Below are 15,841 nucleotides of genomic sequence, written 5' to 3' on the forward strand. Positions count from 1 at the left end.
TTATGCCTGTTGAACAAAGAGCTGTGTTAAAGATTTAATGTCATTAAATTATATAAATCGTTTTTGTCGATTATTTTTACAATAATAAACAATTATACAAATCAATTGCGGGTGAATAGAATCTGTTGTGTGCAATGAATTTGCCCAACATAATTTGCAATAGCAAGGATAAAACGATGACAAAAACAATTTTAACAACATCTGCCGGCGCCCCAGTCGCTGACGATAATAATAGTATCAGTGTCGGACCACGAGGACCTTTGACTTATGACAACCACTACACCTTCGAAAAATTGGCTCACTTCAACCGTGAAAGAATTCCTGAGCGTGTGGTCCATGCACGTGGTACCGGGGCTTACGGAACCTTTACCCTTACAAAAAGTTTAAAAGACGTCACTATTGCTGATTTCTTGCAAAACGAAGGTAAAAGAACAGACGTTTTCATTCGTTTCTCAACCGTAGGTGGTGGTCAGGATTCACATGATTTTGCCCGGGACCCACGTGGTTTTGCTGTGAAGTTTTATACTAAACAAGGTAACTACGATATGGTCGGCAATAATACGCCGGTCTTTTTCCTTCGTGATCCGAGTAAGTTTCCAGACTTTATTCATTCACAGAAAAAGAATCCACGGACGAATGTACCGGATCCACGAATGGCTTATGAGTTCTGGGCAAACTACCCTCAGGCCTTACATCAAGTGACTATCTTGATGTCTGATCGTGGTATCCCAGCCTCATATAGAAATATGAATGGTTACAGCTCACATACCTATAGCTTCTGGAATGAGAAAGGTGAACGGTTTTGGTTTAAGTGGCACTTTAAAACCAATCAGGGCATCAAAACACTGAGAGCAGAAGAAGCGGCAGTGGCTGATCCATTCGGAGCTCAGATGGATTTAGTGGAAGCTATCGATCGTGGCGACTTCCCAAGCTGGACGGCTAAAGTACAAATCATGACGGAACAGCAAGCACGTGATGCAGAATTCAATCCGTTTGATTTGACCAAAGTATGGCCACATGATGAGTTTCCACTGATCGAGGTGGGGCAGTTAGAGTTGAACCGTAATGTGGACAATTATTTCGCTGAAACGGAGCAGGCGGCATTTGCACCGAGTAACTTTGTGCCCGGTATCAGTTCATCACCGGATAAAATGTTACAGGGACGTTTGTTAGCATATCAGGATGCTCATCGTTATCGTGTTGGTGTGAACTATAACCAGTTACCTGTTAATGCGGCAAAATGTCCGGTTAATCATTATCAGCGTGATGGAGCGATGGCTGGTTTAAGTCCAGCTGGTGGTAATCATCATCAGACGAGCGAGGCTAACTATTTCCCGAATGACCGTGATAATGCGCCCAAGCCGGATACAAGTGTAGCGGAACCTGCTATGCCAATAGAGGCTGGTGCTTGGTTAGATCGGTTCGACACAGGTGAAGATGATCATTACACACAGGCGGGCAATTTGTTCCGTATTATGACTGACGATCAAAAGCAGCAATTAGCAGACAATATTGCTGGTGGCCTTGGACAATGTGATGCATCCGTACAACAGCGTATGTTGGCTCAGTTTGAAAAAGCGGATCCAGATTATGCTGCCAGGGTAGCGGCTGCACTTATGGCTTAAATAGTCTGAAATTAAAGGGGCGTTTACTACGCCCCTTTTTTTATTGATCGCTATTTTTTACGCTGCTTAGCTGTTCTTGCCAGATGGCTTGTTTTTTTTCTAATGGCATAGCCGCGTTAGCTGGGCTGGTTGATGGCAATCGAGATGTCTGTATCTTCTGCCATGATGTATCTAATATCTGCTGAACATATTTCATATAAATTTGCTCTGCTTTTGCACCATTGAAAAATACGGCCTGTATCTTCTGATGCTGCTGAAAAAAGGTATTAAAGTCGTTAGCTTCGATTGAGTCGGGTGCAATATTACTGTCCAGACTGCCTGGTCTTTCACAGGCTTTTAATACATCCCATACAGCTATGTAATGTTGGGTCAGTTGTTCACACCGTTGTTGATATGGCAATGTCGTTTCGATAGCAAACATACCCTGCATAATCGGCCAGAAGGCGTTGCGTGGATGTGCATAATATTGCTGTTGCCGAAGAGATTCTAATCCTGGCATCGATCCCAAAATGAGAATTTCAGCAGATGGTTTGGCTATTGGAGCAAAGCTGTAACAGCGGGATTGTTTCTCTGACATTACTGGTATAACTGGCCTTTGTAGCGTATCCATCCATGGGGGTGTTTATTCGCAGGGTCATGATGAGTCCAATGTATCACGCCGCCTTTGTTATTCCACTCGTACTCACCGGAAACCTGTACTTCATCGCCGACTTTCAAAGAATCTATACGAGGAGCCAGATCAATATTATGAGCAATAAGCACTGTGAGTTTATCCGGCAGAGTGATAATAAACCGTTGATGACGGCTTCCTTTAGTATCATCTGGAAGAATACGACTAACAACACCACTGACTTCTACCAGAACATCACTTTTCTGCTGTTGATAAAGTGATGAAATAGAAGTCTTGTCAACGCTGTTAGCAGATTGATTGTGCGGCTGATACTGACTTGCCCCCCAAATCAAAAAACCAAAAGCGATCACCAGCCATAAGCGTTGTTTTTGTCGACTTGCTTTAGACATGCAAGATTTCCTGAGCAAAAAAATATATTCAGTATAACCAGTTTTACTGTTTATACGAGATAGCACAAAGCTCAACACTATCGATTGAACCAGGATTTATTCAACTCAGCTTATTCCCTTAAATGATCCGCATAATAAAACTGATAGTTATTGTTAGTTGTAAAACGCTATTTTGCGGTCGAAATATGTTTCAGAGATGATGCGTCATTAGTCAATTAACTAATATAGATATTGGTATTTATAATTTCCAGTTATATATCGCCAACGTTATAATAGTGGGTCCGGTATTAAAAGTTTAGAGAGCTTAAATGTATCAATACGATAAGTATGATCAAACGATGGTTGAGCAGCGGGTTGAACAGTTCCGTGATCAAACACGTCGATTCTTGGCGGGTGAACTGACTGAAGAGCAGTTCCGTCCTTTACGACTGATGAATGGTTTATACATTCAGATACATGCACCTATGTTGCGTGTTGCCATTCCTTATGGACTGATGTCATCCAAACAAGTTCGTAAAATTGCGGAAGTCGCACGCCGTTACGATAAAGGGTTTGTGCACTTCACTACACGTCAGAATTTCCAAATGAACTGGCCAAAGCTTGAAGATGTGCCAGATATTCTTGCCGAACTGGCTACAGTACAGATGCACGCTATCCAAAGTAGTGGTAATTGCATTCGTAATACTACGTCTGATCAGTTTGCTGGTATCAATGCCAATGAAATTGAAGATCCCCGTCCATGGGCTGAAATCATTCGTCAATGGTCAACATTTCATCCAGAATTTGCTTATCTACCACGTAAATTCAAAATTGCAGTCATTGGTTCTGAAGAAGACCGTGCTGCGACTAAATTGCATGATATTGGTTTACACCTGGTGAAAAATCATGAAGGTGAAGTAGGCTTTGAAGTGCTTGTCGGTGGTGGTTTAGGGCGTACGCCTATTATTGGTCAACAAATCAGACCTTTCCTTGAGAAAAAGGATCTGCTGTCTTATCTTGAAGCGATTCTACGTGTTTATAACCGGCTGGGTCGTCGTGATAACAAATATAAAGCACGTATTAAAATCACTGTGCGTGAGCATGGCATTAATCATATTCGTGAATTAGTTGAAGCGGAATGGGTACAAATCCGTGACCAGCTTGAGTTGAATCAGAAAGAAATTGACCGTGTTAAGGCTTTTTTCACTGAGCCTGAATATGAAGCGGATGCGGCTGCAGATGAAAGTTACGAAAAAGCACTGACTGAAGATAAGGCATTTGCACGCTGGGCCAAACAAAATACATTTGCTCATAAACAAGCCGGTTATCGTGCCGTTTATGTTTCATTGAAAGCCCCGGGTATTGCACCTGGTGATGTGACATCTGAGCAACTTGAAGTGATTGCGGAGCTGGCAGAAGAATTCAGCTTAGGTGAAGTTCGTTCAACGCATACTCAGAATCTGGTTTTTGCTGATGTGAAACAAGCTGATTTATATGCTTTATGGTTAAGGCTTGAAGCAGACAATCTGGCGACACCAAACATTAATACATTAACTGATATTATTTGCTGCCCAGGTTTGGATTATTGTGGTCTGGCCAATGCTAAATCTATTCCGCTGTCAAAACAAATTGCGGAACGGTTTGGTGATCTGGATTATCTTTATGATCTGGGTGATATTAAGATTAAGTTCTCAGGTTGCATGAATGGTTGTGCGCATCAAAGTGTTGGCCATATCGGTATCTTGGGGGTCGATAAAAAAGGCGAAGAGTGGTATCAATTTACACTGGGTGGTAGTTCTGAAGCAGACGCATCATTGGGTGAACGTTTGGGTAAGGCTATTCCTAAAGAAGAGGTTGTTGATACTGTGGGTCATTTACTGGATGCTTATGTCGATTTACGTCATGATGATGAATCATTCTTGGCCACCGTTCGTCGTTTAGGTATTGATCCATTCAAGGAGCGTGTATATGCAGATAATTAAAGATCGTGAAATCGTCGAAGATAATTGGACACATCTGGATGATGATGCGGATCTGGTTGCTGGCAATATTACCGTCTCCTTAGCGCGCTGGCAGGAACGACATGAAACCTTGGTTAAGCATGAAGGCGAACTGGGTTTACGTTTAAGTGGTGATGATCCTCTGGAAGAAGTGGTTCCGGATTTGATTCATTTCTCGTTGATTGTATTGGTGTTTCCTGCGTTCACAGACGGCCGCTGTTATTCCTTCGCTCGCTTGTTACGCGAACGCTATAGTTTTAATGCTGAAATTCGTGCACAAGGTGATGTATTACATGATCAATTGTTTTATATGTCACAGTGCGGAATTAACAGTTTTGAACTGGCGAACCCAAATCGTATCGACAAGGCATTAACGGCTTTTGATGATTTTAGTGAAAGTTATCAAGCAACGGTACTTCGCCCCGAACCACTTTATCGTCGTCGTTAATAGATAAGTTATAATCGACGCCATGGCGATATATGCAATTGGTGATGTTCAAGGCTGTTATGACGAGTTAGCAAAAATGCTGGATCGGATTCAATTCGATCCAGCAGATGACCAGATATGGCTCGCCGGTGATCTGGTCAATCGAGGACCAAAATCCGCTGAAGTCTTAAGATTGGCAAAACAGCTAGGCAATAGCTGTGTAGCCGTTTTAGGAAATCATGACCTGCATTTACTGGCTAATGCTGCAGGGGTTGTTGACTATCAACACCATCTCGACACAATTGAGCAAATTCTGTCAGCACCTGACAGGGAAGAGCTTATCGGCTGGTTAAGACAACAGCCGTTGTTTTATCACGATCCCACTATTGATTTTAGTATGGTACATGCCGGTATTCCGGCTGAATGGTCTGTACAGGAATGCCTGACGCGCGCGGCGGAAGTTGAAGCTGTTCTAAAAAGTGATAACTGGCGTGATTTTTTTCAGCATATGTATGGCAATAAACCTAAACGCTGGACACCTGAGCTGAGGGGCTGGGATCGCTTACGATTCATCACAAATTGTTTTACCCGCTTGCGTTATTGTCATGAAGATGGTCGAATCGCTTTAAAATTTAAAGGGGCGCCGGAGGATAAACCGCTGCATCAACGTCCCTGGTTTGAAATGCCAAACCGGTTAACGGCTAATGACCGTATTGTGTTTGGACATTGGTCAACCCTGGGTGTTGGTCGTTATGGCAATGTATTTTCATTAGACAGTGGCGCAGTCTGGGGGGAAACACTAACGGCTGTCCGCATAGATCAAGAACCGTATGAATGGATAACGGTTGAAGCGGATGTCGCCAATTTACCTTTTCCTAAAAAGAAGTCTGATAAAAAACGTAAACGCTGGCTGTAGGTATTGGTTCGCCACGGCTTAGTGAAAATGAGTACAATATATCCATATTGATTAAATTCTGGATTAAAAATAATGCGTGATGTCATGACTTATTCCGCTGACGTGTTTGCGAAAGCCGAGGGAATGGGGAGTGTCACTCACCTTTTCAGCGTTGCTAAGGCGACCGCAGGAGTGATGGAAATGGTTAATGGTTTAAAACAAATTGAGGCTGGCAAATAAATGGCCACGGGATTACCCAGAACAAAAGCACGCCGAGCTGCTGTACAAGCACTCTATCAGGCTCAAGTAAATGGTGAAGCACCACAAAAAGATACACTTGAGTTTGTCACTGCCGAATACGCTGACAAGATTGATAAGAAATATTTTGTGACGTTAATCGATGGTACGCTCAAGTATCAGAGTGAAATTGACGCTGAACTGACGAAAGTGATTGATCGTGACTTAGATAAAATTGATCCTGTTGAAGTGTCAGTTTTACGTTTAGCTGTTTTTGAATTTATACATTTACCGGAAATACCTTACCGTGTCGTGCTCAATGAAGCTGTTGAGTTAGCCAAATCATTTGGTGGTGAACAAGGTCATAAATACGTCAACGGTGTATTAGATAAAATGGGCGCCCGCTTGCGCTCGCACGAGCATCAGGCAGCGAAAGCTGCACGTCAGAAGAAATAATTTAGGTCAGGGCATGTATCTGATGGATTCCTGCCCTGATGATGATAAGGTTTCTTTGTGGCTTTAACTGAGTTTTCTCTGATAAAACAGTTCTTTGCTGATGCAACGCAAAAACGTCAGGATGTCATTGTCGATATTGGCGATGATTGTGCTGTCTTGTCATGTCCTGAAGATAGCAATATTGCTATTTCCATCGATACCTTAGTTTCCGGTATTCATTTCTTTGCCGATGTTGACCCATACACGCTTGGTCATAAATCACTAGCTGTTGGCTTAAGTGATTTAGCTGCAATGGGAGCCACACCTGCCTGGTTTACCCTCGCGTTAACACTACCTGAGCTGAATGAAAACTGGTTATCCGCCTTTGCTGAGGGTATGGCTACCTTAGCTGCTGAGCATGATATTCAACTGGTGGGGGGCGATACCACAAAAGGTCCACTGAGTATCAGTATTCAGGTGCATGGTCTGGTGAGAAAGGGCGCTCAGCTACAACGCAGTCAAGCAAAGTCATCAGATAAGATCTACATTACCGGAACCCTTGGTGACGCTGGTGCTGCTTTACAGAAACGCTTAGCATCATGGCAGCCAGAGATATTATCTGAAGCAGACTGGTCATTTTTGACTAAGCGCTTGCAACAGCCCACGCCTCGGCTAGCGATTTCTCAGAAAGTCTTACCCTATGTGAATGCAGCAATTGATATTTCAGACGGGTTATTAGCTGACCTCGGTCATATTTTGACGGCGAGTGGTAAGGGAGCCAAAATTAATCTGGATGCCATTCCCTTATCTCCCAGTTTAAAAAAAATCGATAGGAAGCGGGCATTAGAGTTAGCGTTGAGTTCAGGGGATGATTATGAGCTCTGCTTTACGGTTCCTGCAGAACACGTTCCAGCGATTAAAGCATTAAACTTAGATATTCAGCAAATTGGTGAAATTACCGACGAACAACAGATTGTTCTGCTTAATGAAAATGGACAGCCATCGCTGCTAGATATCACCACCAAAGGGTATGATCATTTTGCCTAAAGTCACCTTTACACAATTATTAAAAAGACCGACTGCGTTTTTGGCTTATGGGTTTGGTTCTGGTCTGGCGCCAAAAGCACCGGGGACGTTTGGTACTTTAGCCGCTATTCCGGTTTTTTACCTGATGCAGCCATTAGGTTTGATTAGTTATCTTTTACTAACTGTGTTGTTTTTTATTGTTGGTATCTGGTTTTGTCAAAAAACGGTCGATTGGTTACAGCAGGATGATCCCTCCGCCATTGTCTGGGATGAGATCGTAGGTTATTTAATTACAATGATTGCCGCGCCGACCGGTTGGTTATGGATTGTATTGGGATTTGTGCTGTTCCGGATCTTCGATATTTGGAAACCCTGGCCAGTGAGTCTGGCTGACAAACAACTACATGGTGGTTTTGGCGTGATGTTAGATGATGTTATCGCCGGGTTATACGCTTTACTGATACTTCAGCTTATAGCGTATTTTTTCTAACCCGACGATAATCAATACTGCTGCTTTAGAGGATAGAAGCTGCGTCAATCTGGTGGTTTTGCGTACCATGATGAGCAATTTTTAAAGCACCTAGGGTTGAGGCGATTCTGCCTGTTTCTTCCCAGTCTTTACCATGCAAAATACCGTGTAATAGACCAGCACGGTATGCATCACCACAACCAGTCGGATCAACAACCTGAGCGGCTTTCTGACAGGCAATTTCAATGCGTTTACCTTCGGTATAGATATACGAACCTTCGGCACCACGGGTGATAATCAAGGCATCAACATGACGAGCGATTTCTTCTTCTGGCAGTCCAGTACGATCCATAAACAATTGTGCCTCGTAATCGTTGAGAGCGATGTAACTGGCTTGTTCAGCAAAGGCCATTAATTCGTCACCATTAAACATCGGCAAACCCTGACCTGGATCGAAGATAAACGGGATACCAGCGGCTTTTAATTGTTCAGCGTGTTGAATCATGCCGTCACGACCATCTGGGGCAATGATAGCCAGTTTGATATCTTTAGCTTCACTGATAGGTGTTTCATGAGCCAGGTTCATCGCACCGGGATGGAATGCGGTAATCTGATTATCATCCTGATCGGTGGTAATAAAGGCCTGAGCAGTGTAATGACCTTGTTTGACGTGAACATGGTCACGGCTAATATTTTTGGCATCCATCCACTCTGCATACGGCGTGAAGTCGGTACCCACCGTACCCATTGGCATAGGATTATCACCAAGTAATTTCAGGTTATAGGCAATATTACCTGCACAGCCACCAAATTCACGCCGTAATTCTGGTACCAGAAAGGCGACATTTAACATGTGAACCTTATCCGGCAGGATATGGTTTTTGAATTTATCAGGGAAAACCATAATATTGTCAAAAGCGAAGGAGCCACAAATGAGCACTGACATAACTTAACTTTCCTTTATTTCTAAATGTGTAGGGTGGGCCTGGATACTGATTTTTCCTTGCATAAAGGCTTGCAAGGTATGCCCAATAATTTTATAGCGCCAGCCGTGTAATAAAGCACAGTCGTGGCCTCGAACCAATGATTCAATATCTTTACGGGTGGCGACAGCAGAAGGGGTGATTGACTGTTCATCACAACTTTTTCTCAACAGAGCCATCAATGCATCAATCAAGGCTTCTTGCTGATTGCTTAGAGCAGAAGGTCGTTTTAACACTGGCCATTGTTCTTTTGGAATTTCTTTCGCCGCGCTAATGACATTAATTAATGTCTTGCCGTAACGATCAATATCCCGAGATTCTAAACCTCGGATTTTTTTCATTGCGTCGACAGATGTGGGAGCAAATCGGGCTAAATCCAGCATCACATCATCTTTCAATATCCAGCGGCGGGGTAAATCAACTTCAATAGCACGTTTTTCACGCCAGGCCCCAAGTTCTTGCAAAATGACTAACTGCTGACTTTTTAATCTGCCGGCACCTTTCACTCTTAGCCAGCTTTGTTGTGGATCTTCCTGATAGGTTTCTGTAGCGGTTAATGCGGCAAGGTCATCACTTAACCATTCCACACGACCTGTTCTGTTGAGTTCATCAACAAGTTGTAGATAGAGTTGGCGAAGATATCTGACATCATCAGCGGCATAGTCGACTTGTGCTTCTGACAGAGGTCGTTGACGCCAGTCTGTTCTTGCCTGACCTTTATCAAGTTCAACACCGAGACATTGTTTAACCAAATTGCCATAACCAATTTGATCACCGTAGCCAAGCACGGTTGCGGCTAATTGCGTGTCAAAGACTTTTGGCGGGAGTGCATTTTTCATCAAGAAAAATAATTCTAAATCTTGTCTGGCAGCATGAAACACAACTGTGATGTTTTCAGAGTAAAACAATGACAGTAATGGTGATAAGTCACTGATTGCCAATGGGTCAACACAGGCGATGACATCATTATTGGCTACCTGGATCAGACATAATTGAGGGAAGTAAGTCTTTTCGCGATGAAATTCGGTATCCACTGCCAGCCACTCGCTGTTTGCTAGCTGTTGGCAAAGTGTATTAAGACCGGCTTCTGTATTTACAAACTGAATAGTCATGCTGTGTCTTTAGAAAAGGAACACAGTATAGCCAGTTTCTTGATCAATGCATAACCTGAGCCCGACGTGATGAGACCATATCTAAAACAGCACTCACAATAATGTCAGGTTGATGGAGATGAATGTCGTGGCCACTGTGGAAAGCAAATAGATGCTGACTATGTGGTGTGAGTTTCCATAAGTCTTGTTGTAGATGAACCCAGATCTTTTCACGATTTTCAGCATCCTTTTGGCCTTGCCATTCACTCTGACCACGACTGATTACAACTAATGGTACATTTGGCAGATGCCTGAGATGTTTAACTTGTAAGGCACTTTGATAGAGTGAAGAGATTTCAGATCGAGCAGCATTAATGGCCCGTTCTTTCAGCATAGACTGTTCGGTGGTCATTGGATCGCCCGATGGTTTAGGAAAGATGATGATATTTCGTTTGCGATTGTAATTTTGCGGCAGCTTAATATTTAACATTTCGTACTGATTCTCATGCGACGCATCGACAAGCACGATACCCATTACTTCCTCTGGGTGATTAGCAGCGAAGACACGCATGTTATAACCACCAAATGAATGTCCAACTAAAATGAAAGGGCCTACTAATTTGGCTTTATGAACCAGGGCTTCTAGCTCATTGGCAATTCGGACGCTGGTACGAGGTTGTGGTCCGGCATCACTCCAGCCATAACCCGCTCTGTCATACACACAAGTGTGAGTGTTTTTGGCAATTTTATTTTGGATATCAAACCAGGCTGTGGAGTCATCACCAAGACCAGTATCAATGATAACGGTAGGCTGTCCTTGACCCTTGCATAGCATATGAAGTTTGTATCCACCCACATCATAACGAACACCGGGCGCCTTTGGATATTCTTCGGCAAAGGCAGAACTGAAAAACACACACAATATAATAGCAATGGATATGGAATTTATAGACATCACATGCTCCGGGATCACTGTTACTGGAGCATAAATTTCGCGATGTGAAGTTTACGTGTAAGAAACTGTTTGTTCTTGGATTTTTTGCTGAAGTTGGGTCAGATCAAACGGCCAGTATAGTCGTTGTTTATCTGGAAATTCGACAACAGGAATATGTACGCCAAATTCTTCAACAAGTTTATCGTCATCACCAATTTCGATAAGCTCGATACTGATTTTATAACTCTGTGACGATGCGTGTAAAAGTTCCTGGGCTTGTTCGCATAAGTGGCAACCTGCTGTTGTATAGAGCTTAATGAGCATTATTTTTCTAATAAGCGTGGAATCAAGTCAATAAAATTGCAGGGTTTGTGAGTGGCATTCAACTGGTCATGAAGTATTTCATCCCATCCAGTAATACAAGCACCTTTAGAACCTGGTAGACAGAAAATAAATTTACCATTCGCTAGGCCTGCGATAGCACGACTTTGAACCGTCGATGTTTTAATAACATCATAAGAGCGGGCACGAAATAATTCGCCGAAGCCTTCAATTTCTTTATCGAATAATACTTTGACGGCTTCTGGCGTGCCATCCCGACCGGTCAGGCCCGTGCCGCCAGTGGTAATGATGACATCAATATCATCTTTGATTAACCATTGTGAAATCACCGCTCTAATTCGATAAGTATCATCAGCCACAATGTCACGATGACTGACGCTATGACCATCTGCGATAGCTTTATCTTGCAGCACATCTCCTGAGGCGTCGTTGTCTTTAGTGCGTGTATCAGATATTGTCAAAATAGCAATGTTGACAGGAATAAATTCTGAGCCCATTTGGTACCTGTTTTAAAATGATATTTTCGGAACCAGTATAATGAGCATCCAGTCTACGGTCTAGAATCCATTAAAAATCCTAGGAGAAAATTAGATGAAGAAAATTGTCTTGGTGTCACTTATTGCAGCGGCCTTAAGCGGCTGTGCAGCCGATGATCCTAATCAAAAAACAAAAACAGGTGCAGCAATAGGTGCAGCGGCTGGTGCTTTGCTGGGATATGCGGTGGATGATGGCGCCGGGGGCGTGTTAGCTGGTGCAGCTGTAGGTGCACTTGCTGGTGGTGGTGTCGGTCACTATATGGACAAACAGAAACAGGAAATGGATGCGGCATTGGCTGATGAACGTGCTCGTAATGAATTAAAAATCCAACAATTGGAAAATGAAACACTGAAAATTGATATCGCCAGTGAAGTATCATTCGATTTTGACAGCGCTGGGTTAAAGCCAGCATTTATGCCGACATTGAATAAAGTGGCTGATATTTTACAAAGATACCCCAACACAATCATTCACGTGGTTGGCTATACAGACAGCGTAGGGTCAGAAAGTTACAATATGAAGCTATCTGAGCGCAGAGCACAGTCCGTTGTTGATTATTTATCATCCAGAGGTGTGTCTTCCAGTCGTTTATACGCTATTGGTAAAGGCGAGAGTGATCCGCGTGCTAGCAATGATACTGAAGCCGGACGACAATTAAATCGTCGTGTCGAACTGTTTGTTAAACCTGTTATTGAAGGACAAGAGTCTGAAGCCTACCAAACGCCGTAAAACTAAAACGGCCCACCACGCTCCGATCGATCCGGATATCATCTTCGGCCTGCATGCTGTGCAGGCCGCTTTGGAAGTGCCTGTTAGCCGAGTGAAAGAAATCTGGCTTGCGGCTGAGCGTCAAGATAGTCGAGTCGAGAATGTTCTGAATGCTGCTCAGGAGCAAGGTGTGGTTATTCACTTTTCTGAACGTGAAACCCTCGATAAGATTGCACCAGAAGTTCAGCATCAAGGCTGTGTGGCTAAGTGTCGACCGTTGGATAGTCTGGATGAAAAAGGCTTATTCGATCTGCTCGATTCACTTGATGAACCACCCTTGTTATTAATTCTGGACGGGGTGCAGGATCCACATAATCTCGGGGCCTGTTTACGAACGGCCGAGGCCTCTGGCGCGCATGCTGTTATCGCTCCCAAGGATCGTGCATCTGGTTTAACGGCAACAGCGATTAAAATATCCAGTGGTTCGGCAGAACGCTTACCTTTTGTTCAAGTGACCAATATTGCGCGATTGATGCGTGAACTTCAGCAAAGAGGTGTTTGGCTCATCGGTACCTCTGGTGATAGCGAAACCACACTGTATCAAACAAAACTGACCGGTCCGATGGCCATTGTGCTTGGCGCTGAAGGCAAAGGTATTCGCCACCTAACACGTGAGAACTGTGATGAAGTGGTTTTTATTCCTATGCAAGGACAAGCTGAAAGCCTGAATGTATCAGTCGCCGCTGGTGTCTGCTTATTTGAAGCATTTCGTCAACGCAGCTTGTGATAAGTACCTGAATTCAAGTAAAATGTTTGATTGCTTTAGATTCTGATTCGTCAGTTAAGCAAAACTCCTTGCTTTGTGGCTAAGACCATAAAGCTGTTTAAACCGTGAGGAGCTCAAATGAGACATTACGAAATCGTGTTTCTGGTCCACCCTGATCAGAGTGAACAAGTGCCTGGCATGATCGAGCGCTATACCCAAACACTGACAAGCGAAGGTGGTCAAGTCCATCGTTTAGAAGATTGGGGCCGTCGTCAACTTGCATACCCAATCAATAAAGTACACAAAGCACATTATGTTCTTATGAACGTTGAATGTGGTGTTGAACAGTTGAATGAAGTCACTACTGCATTCCGTTTCAACGATGCTGTTATTCGTCATCTGGTTGTTAACATGGAAGAAGCTGTTACCGAAGCTTCACCTATGATGCAAAAAGAAGACGAGAAAAAATCAGCTTAATACTGCTGCAGACTTTTAGGAGAATTCATAATGGCACGTTTTTTTAGACGTAGAAAATTTTGTCGCTTTACTGCCGAAGGCATTAAACAAATCGATTATAAAGATGTAAATTTGTTAAAAAATTACGTCACTGAAACAGGAAAAATCGTACCGAGCCGTATCACAGGTACTAAAGCACGCTACCAGCGTCAGCTTTCAACTTGTGTGAAGCGTGCGCGTTTCCTGGCATTGTTGCCATACTGCGACATGCACAAATAATTTGTCTTGATCTAAGCACTTAAACATATCAGTTATGCTGTTTAAAGTTATTGCCTCTTATGCCATGCAAGGCCGTTGGAAAGCGGCTGCAACAACAGCCCTGTTGTCAGTGTTAGCGATCATCTTTCCACCACTGAATTATTTATCAAGTGGAGTGATTTCGTTAACGACATTAAGAATGGGCCCACGTGAAGGCGTGAGCGTTATTCTGTCAACACTAGTTGTGTTTGCTTTACTTGCTGCGTTTTTAGTAGGGCAATTGTGGGTTGCAGGTTTGGTGTTACTAACCAGTTGGTTACCGGTTTATCTGGTGACGCTGGTACTTGGTTATACACGTTCATTTGCATTGTCTTTATTAACGGCGAGTGGTTTAGGTATTCTGGTTGTACTAATGCTGCATCTGTTTATCCCAGATACAACAGCCTGGTGGCAACAGATGTTAAAGCCATTCATCGATAATCTTAGTCAACAGCCTAGCTGGCAATTAAATGCAACGCAGACCGAGCAAGTGGCGATTAGACTCTCTGGTTTAATGACAGGGTTGGTTGCTGCTGGTGTGTGTCTGAATGCGATTTTAGGCATCATTATTGGTCGTGCCTGGCAGTCTGAACTCTATAATCCAGGTGCATTTGGTGCAGAGTTTAAGCAGTTAAAATTAGGCAAAGCACCAGCTGTATTGACAGCAATTTTAATGATTATGGCATTGACACCGGTTGGCGGCTATGTGCCATGGCTAATAGATTGTTTACCAGTGATGCTGGTAGTGTTTGGTGTTCAAGGTTTAGCTATCGTGCATGCTATTGTGGCGATAAAACAAAAAAGTAAAGCATGGTTAGTTACTATCTATGTTTTACTCGTCATTATGCTGCCGCAAATAGTAATGATACTAGCTAGCCTGGGTGTATTAGATCAGTGGTTTAATTTACGTGATCGCTCTAAAAAGAGTGGTACGGGTATTTGAATAAGCAATCGATTTGATTGCGAATGAGGGTAGAACGATGCAAGTTATATTGCTAGAAAAAGTTCAAAAGCTTGGTAATCTGGGCGATGAAGTAAGTGTTAAGTCTGGTTTTGGACGTAACTTCTTAGTACCTAAAGGTAAAGCATTACCTGCAACTAAGCTTAACAGAGAAAAGTTTGAAGCACGTCGTGCTGATCTGGAAGCTGCAGCCGCGAAAGTATTAGCTGAAGCTGAAGCGCGTAAAGCGAAACTGGTTGCTGCCGGTTCTCTTGATATTATGGCTAACGCTGGTGTTGAGGGTAAATTATTCGGTTCAATTACAGCTGCAGATATTGCTGATGCATTAAATGCTGCTGGTGCTGATATTGATCGCAATGAAGTTCGCTTGCCAACAGGTCCATTACGTCACACAGGCGAATACAACATTGATATTCAATTGCATGCAGATGTTGTTGAAGTAGTTAAAGTCAATGTAAGCTCAGAAGCTGAACTGCAAGCAAAAGCTGAAGCAGAAGAAGCTAAAAAAGCAAGAGAAGCAGCTTTGGAAGAAGCTGAAGCCATTGCTAAAGCACAAGAAGAAGCGTAATAAGAATATGGAGGCTGGGCTCACTGTCTGGCCTCCATTTTTTTATTTTCATCATCTCATGTATGAGAATTGTTTCTTAGTTAAA

21 protein-coding genes are annotated in these 15,841 nt (G+C 43.1%); 14 read left to right on the forward strand and 7 right to left on the reverse strand.

Features of this window, described 5'->3' with window-relative positions:
- The first annotated feature begins 176 nt into the window (after positions 1–176).
- The gene (locus BM232_RS08040; RefSeq protein ID WP_091713301.1) at positions 177–1,625 is read left to right on the forward strand and encodes a catalase; all 1,449 of its coding nucleotides are present in this window, start codon (positions 177–179) and stop codon (positions 1,623–1,625) included.
- A 40-nt stretch (positions 1,626–1,665) separates the two neighbouring features.
- On the opposite strand, the gene BM232_RS08045 is transcribed toward BM232_RS08040, so the two are convergent.
- Together BM232_RS08045 and BM232_RS08050 are read right to left on the reverse strand one after the other, a co-directional pair.
- Positions 1,666–2,202, reverse strand: a complete 537-nt coding sequence (locus tag BM232_RS08045; RefSeq protein WP_091713304.1) for a DNA-deoxyinosine glycosylase — start codon at positions 2,200–2,202, stop codon at positions 1,666–1,668.
- Positions 2,202–2,645, reverse strand: a complete 444-nt coding sequence (locus BM232_RS08050; RefSeq protein ID WP_091713306.1) for a DUF3465 domain-containing protein — start codon at positions 2,643–2,645, stop codon at positions 2,202–2,204. The genes BM232_RS08045 and BM232_RS08050 overlap by 1 nt, the downstream gene beginning before the upstream one ends.
- A 308-nt stretch (positions 2,646–2,953) precedes the next feature.
- On the opposite strand from BM232_RS08050, the gene BM232_RS08055 reads away from it, so the two are divergent.
- The 7 genes from BM232_RS08055 (at position 2,954) to BM232_RS08080 (ending at position 8,134) form a co-directional block, all read left to right on the forward strand.
- Positions 2,954–4,606, forward strand: coding sequence for a nitrite/sulfite reductase (locus tag BM232_RS08055; protein WP_091713308.1), 1,653 nt, complete (start codon positions 2,954–2,956; stop codon positions 4,604–4,606).
- Positions 4,593–5,072 (forward strand): DUF934 domain-containing protein, encoded by a 480-nt coding sequence (locus BM232_RS08060; protein WP_091713310.1) that lies wholly within the window; start codon positions 4,593–4,595, stop codon positions 5,070–5,072. The genes BM232_RS08055 and BM232_RS08060 overlap by 14 nt, the downstream gene beginning before the upstream one ends.
- A 22-nt stretch (positions 5,073–5,094) precedes the next feature.
- Positions 5,095–5,967, forward strand: a complete 873-nt coding sequence (locus BM232_RS08065; protein WP_091713312.1) for a symmetrical bis(5'-nucleosyl)-tetraphosphatase — start codon at positions 5,095–5,097, stop codon at positions 5,965–5,967.
- 72 nt (positions 5,968–6,039) lie between these two features.
- Positions 6,040–6,186, forward strand: coding sequence for a hypothetical protein (locus tag BM232_RS14900; RefSeq protein ID WP_177207291.1), 147 nt, complete (start codon positions 6,040–6,042; stop codon positions 6,184–6,186).
- Positions 6,187–6,639 carry a transcription antitermination factor NusB gene (nusB, locus tag BM232_RS08070; RefSeq protein ID WP_091713315.1) on the forward strand — a complete coding sequence of 151 codons (453 nt, stop codon included), beginning with the start codon at positions 6,187–6,189 and terminating at the stop codon, positions 6,637–6,639.
- A gap of 57 nt (positions 6,640–6,696) precedes the next feature.
- The gene (gene thiL, locus BM232_RS08075; protein ID WP_091713317.1) at positions 6,697–7,665 is read left to right on the forward strand and encodes a thiamine-phosphate kinase; all 969 of its coding nucleotides are present in this window, start codon (positions 6,697–6,699) and stop codon (positions 7,663–7,665) included.
- Positions 7,649–8,134 (forward strand): phosphatidylglycerophosphatase A family protein, encoded by a 486-nt coding sequence (locus BM232_RS08080; protein WP_091713319.1) that lies wholly within the window; start codon positions 7,649–7,651, stop codon positions 8,132–8,134. The genes thiL and BM232_RS08080 overlap by 17 nt, the downstream gene beginning before the upstream one ends.
- 25 nt (positions 8,135–8,159) lie before the next feature.
- Here the strand turns inward: BM232_RS08080 and BM232_RS08085 are convergent, their stop codons facing one another.
- The 5 genes from BM232_RS08085 to moaB are packed head-to-tail and all read right to left on the reverse strand — an operon-like array spanning position 8,160 to position 11,960.
- Positions 8,160–9,059 carry a carbohydrate kinase family protein gene (locus BM232_RS08085; protein WP_091713321.1) on the reverse strand — a complete coding sequence of 300 codons (900 nt, stop codon included), beginning with the start codon at positions 9,057–9,059 and terminating at the stop codon, positions 8,160–8,162.
- Between the two features lie 3 nt (positions 9,060–9,062).
- Positions 9,063–10,208 carry a ribonuclease D gene (gene rnd / locus BM232_RS08090; RefSeq protein ID WP_091713324.1) on the reverse strand — a complete coding sequence of 382 codons (1,146 nt, stop codon included), beginning with the start codon at positions 10,206–10,208 and terminating at the stop codon, positions 9,063–9,065.
- Between the two features lie 43 nt (positions 10,209–10,251).
- Positions 10,252–11,142: an alpha/beta fold hydrolase gene (locus BM232_RS08095; RefSeq protein WP_245752852.1), complete on the reverse strand. Its 891-nt coding sequence runs from the start codon at positions 11,140–11,142 to the stop codon at positions 10,252–10,254.
- 51 nt (positions 11,143–11,193) lie between these two features.
- Positions 11,194–11,445: a glutaredoxin family protein gene (locus BM232_RS08100; RefSeq protein ID WP_091713327.1), complete on the reverse strand. Its 252-nt coding sequence runs from the start codon at positions 11,443–11,445 to the stop codon at positions 11,194–11,196.
- Complete coding sequence (gene moaB, locus BM232_RS08105) at positions 11,445–11,960, reverse strand: molybdenum cofactor biosynthesis protein B (protein WP_091713330.1); 516 nt, start codon at positions 11,958–11,960, stop codon at positions 11,445–11,447. Before moaB ends, BM232_RS08100 begins: the two co-directional genes overlap by 1 nt.
- A 94-nt stretch (positions 11,961–12,054) precedes the next feature.
- Here moaB and BM232_RS08110 point away from each other — a divergent pair, with 94 nt between their 5' ends.
- The 6 genes from BM232_RS08110 to rplI all read left to right on the forward strand — a co-directional run bounded on the left by BM232_RS08110 (position 12,055) and on the right by rplI (position 15,756).
- On the forward strand, positions 12,055–12,729 hold the full coding sequence (locus tag BM232_RS08110) for a YiaD family glycine zipper/OmpA-like lipoprotein (RefSeq protein ID WP_091713333.1): 675 nt from the start codon (positions 12,055–12,057) through the stop codon (positions 12,727–12,729).
- A complete protein-coding gene (rlmB, locus tag BM232_RS08115) occupies positions 12,692–13,495 on the forward strand; it encodes a 23S rRNA (guanosine(2251)-2'-O)-methyltransferase RlmB (protein WP_091713615.1) in 804 nt (267 codons plus the stop codon). The genes BM232_RS08110 and rlmB overlap by 38 nt, the downstream gene beginning before the upstream one ends.
- 117 nt (positions 13,496–13,612) lie before the next feature.
- The gene (gene rpsF, locus BM232_RS08120) at positions 13,613–13,951 is read left to right on the forward strand and encodes a 30S ribosomal protein S6 (protein WP_007146027.1); all 339 of its coding nucleotides are present in this window, start codon (positions 13,613–13,615) and stop codon (positions 13,949–13,951) included.
- Between the two features lie 30 nt (positions 13,952–13,981).
- Positions 13,982–14,209, forward strand: a complete 228-nt coding sequence (gene rpsR, locus BM232_RS08125; RefSeq protein ID WP_091713336.1) for a 30S ribosomal protein S18 — start codon at positions 13,982–13,984, stop codon at positions 14,207–14,209.
- A 34-nt stretch (positions 14,210–14,243) separates the two neighbouring features.
- Complete coding sequence (locus BM232_RS08130) at positions 14,244–15,170, forward strand: YybS family protein (protein WP_091713338.1); 927 nt, start codon at positions 14,244–14,246, stop codon at positions 15,168–15,170.
- 37 nt (positions 15,171–15,207) lie between these two features.
- Entirely contained in the window at positions 15,208–15,756 is a 549-nt protein-coding gene (gene rplI / locus BM232_RS08135; RefSeq protein WP_091713340.1) for a 50S ribosomal protein L9, read from the forward strand.
- The last annotated feature ends 85 nt before the right edge of the window (positions 15,757–15,841 follow it).

It is taken from the genome of Methylophaga sulfidovorans (genome assembly GCF_900114205.1).
In the GTDB taxonomy this organism is placed as follows: Bacteria; Pseudomonadota; Gammaproteobacteria; order Nitrosococcales; family Methylophagaceae; genus Methylophaga; species Methylophaga sulfidovorans.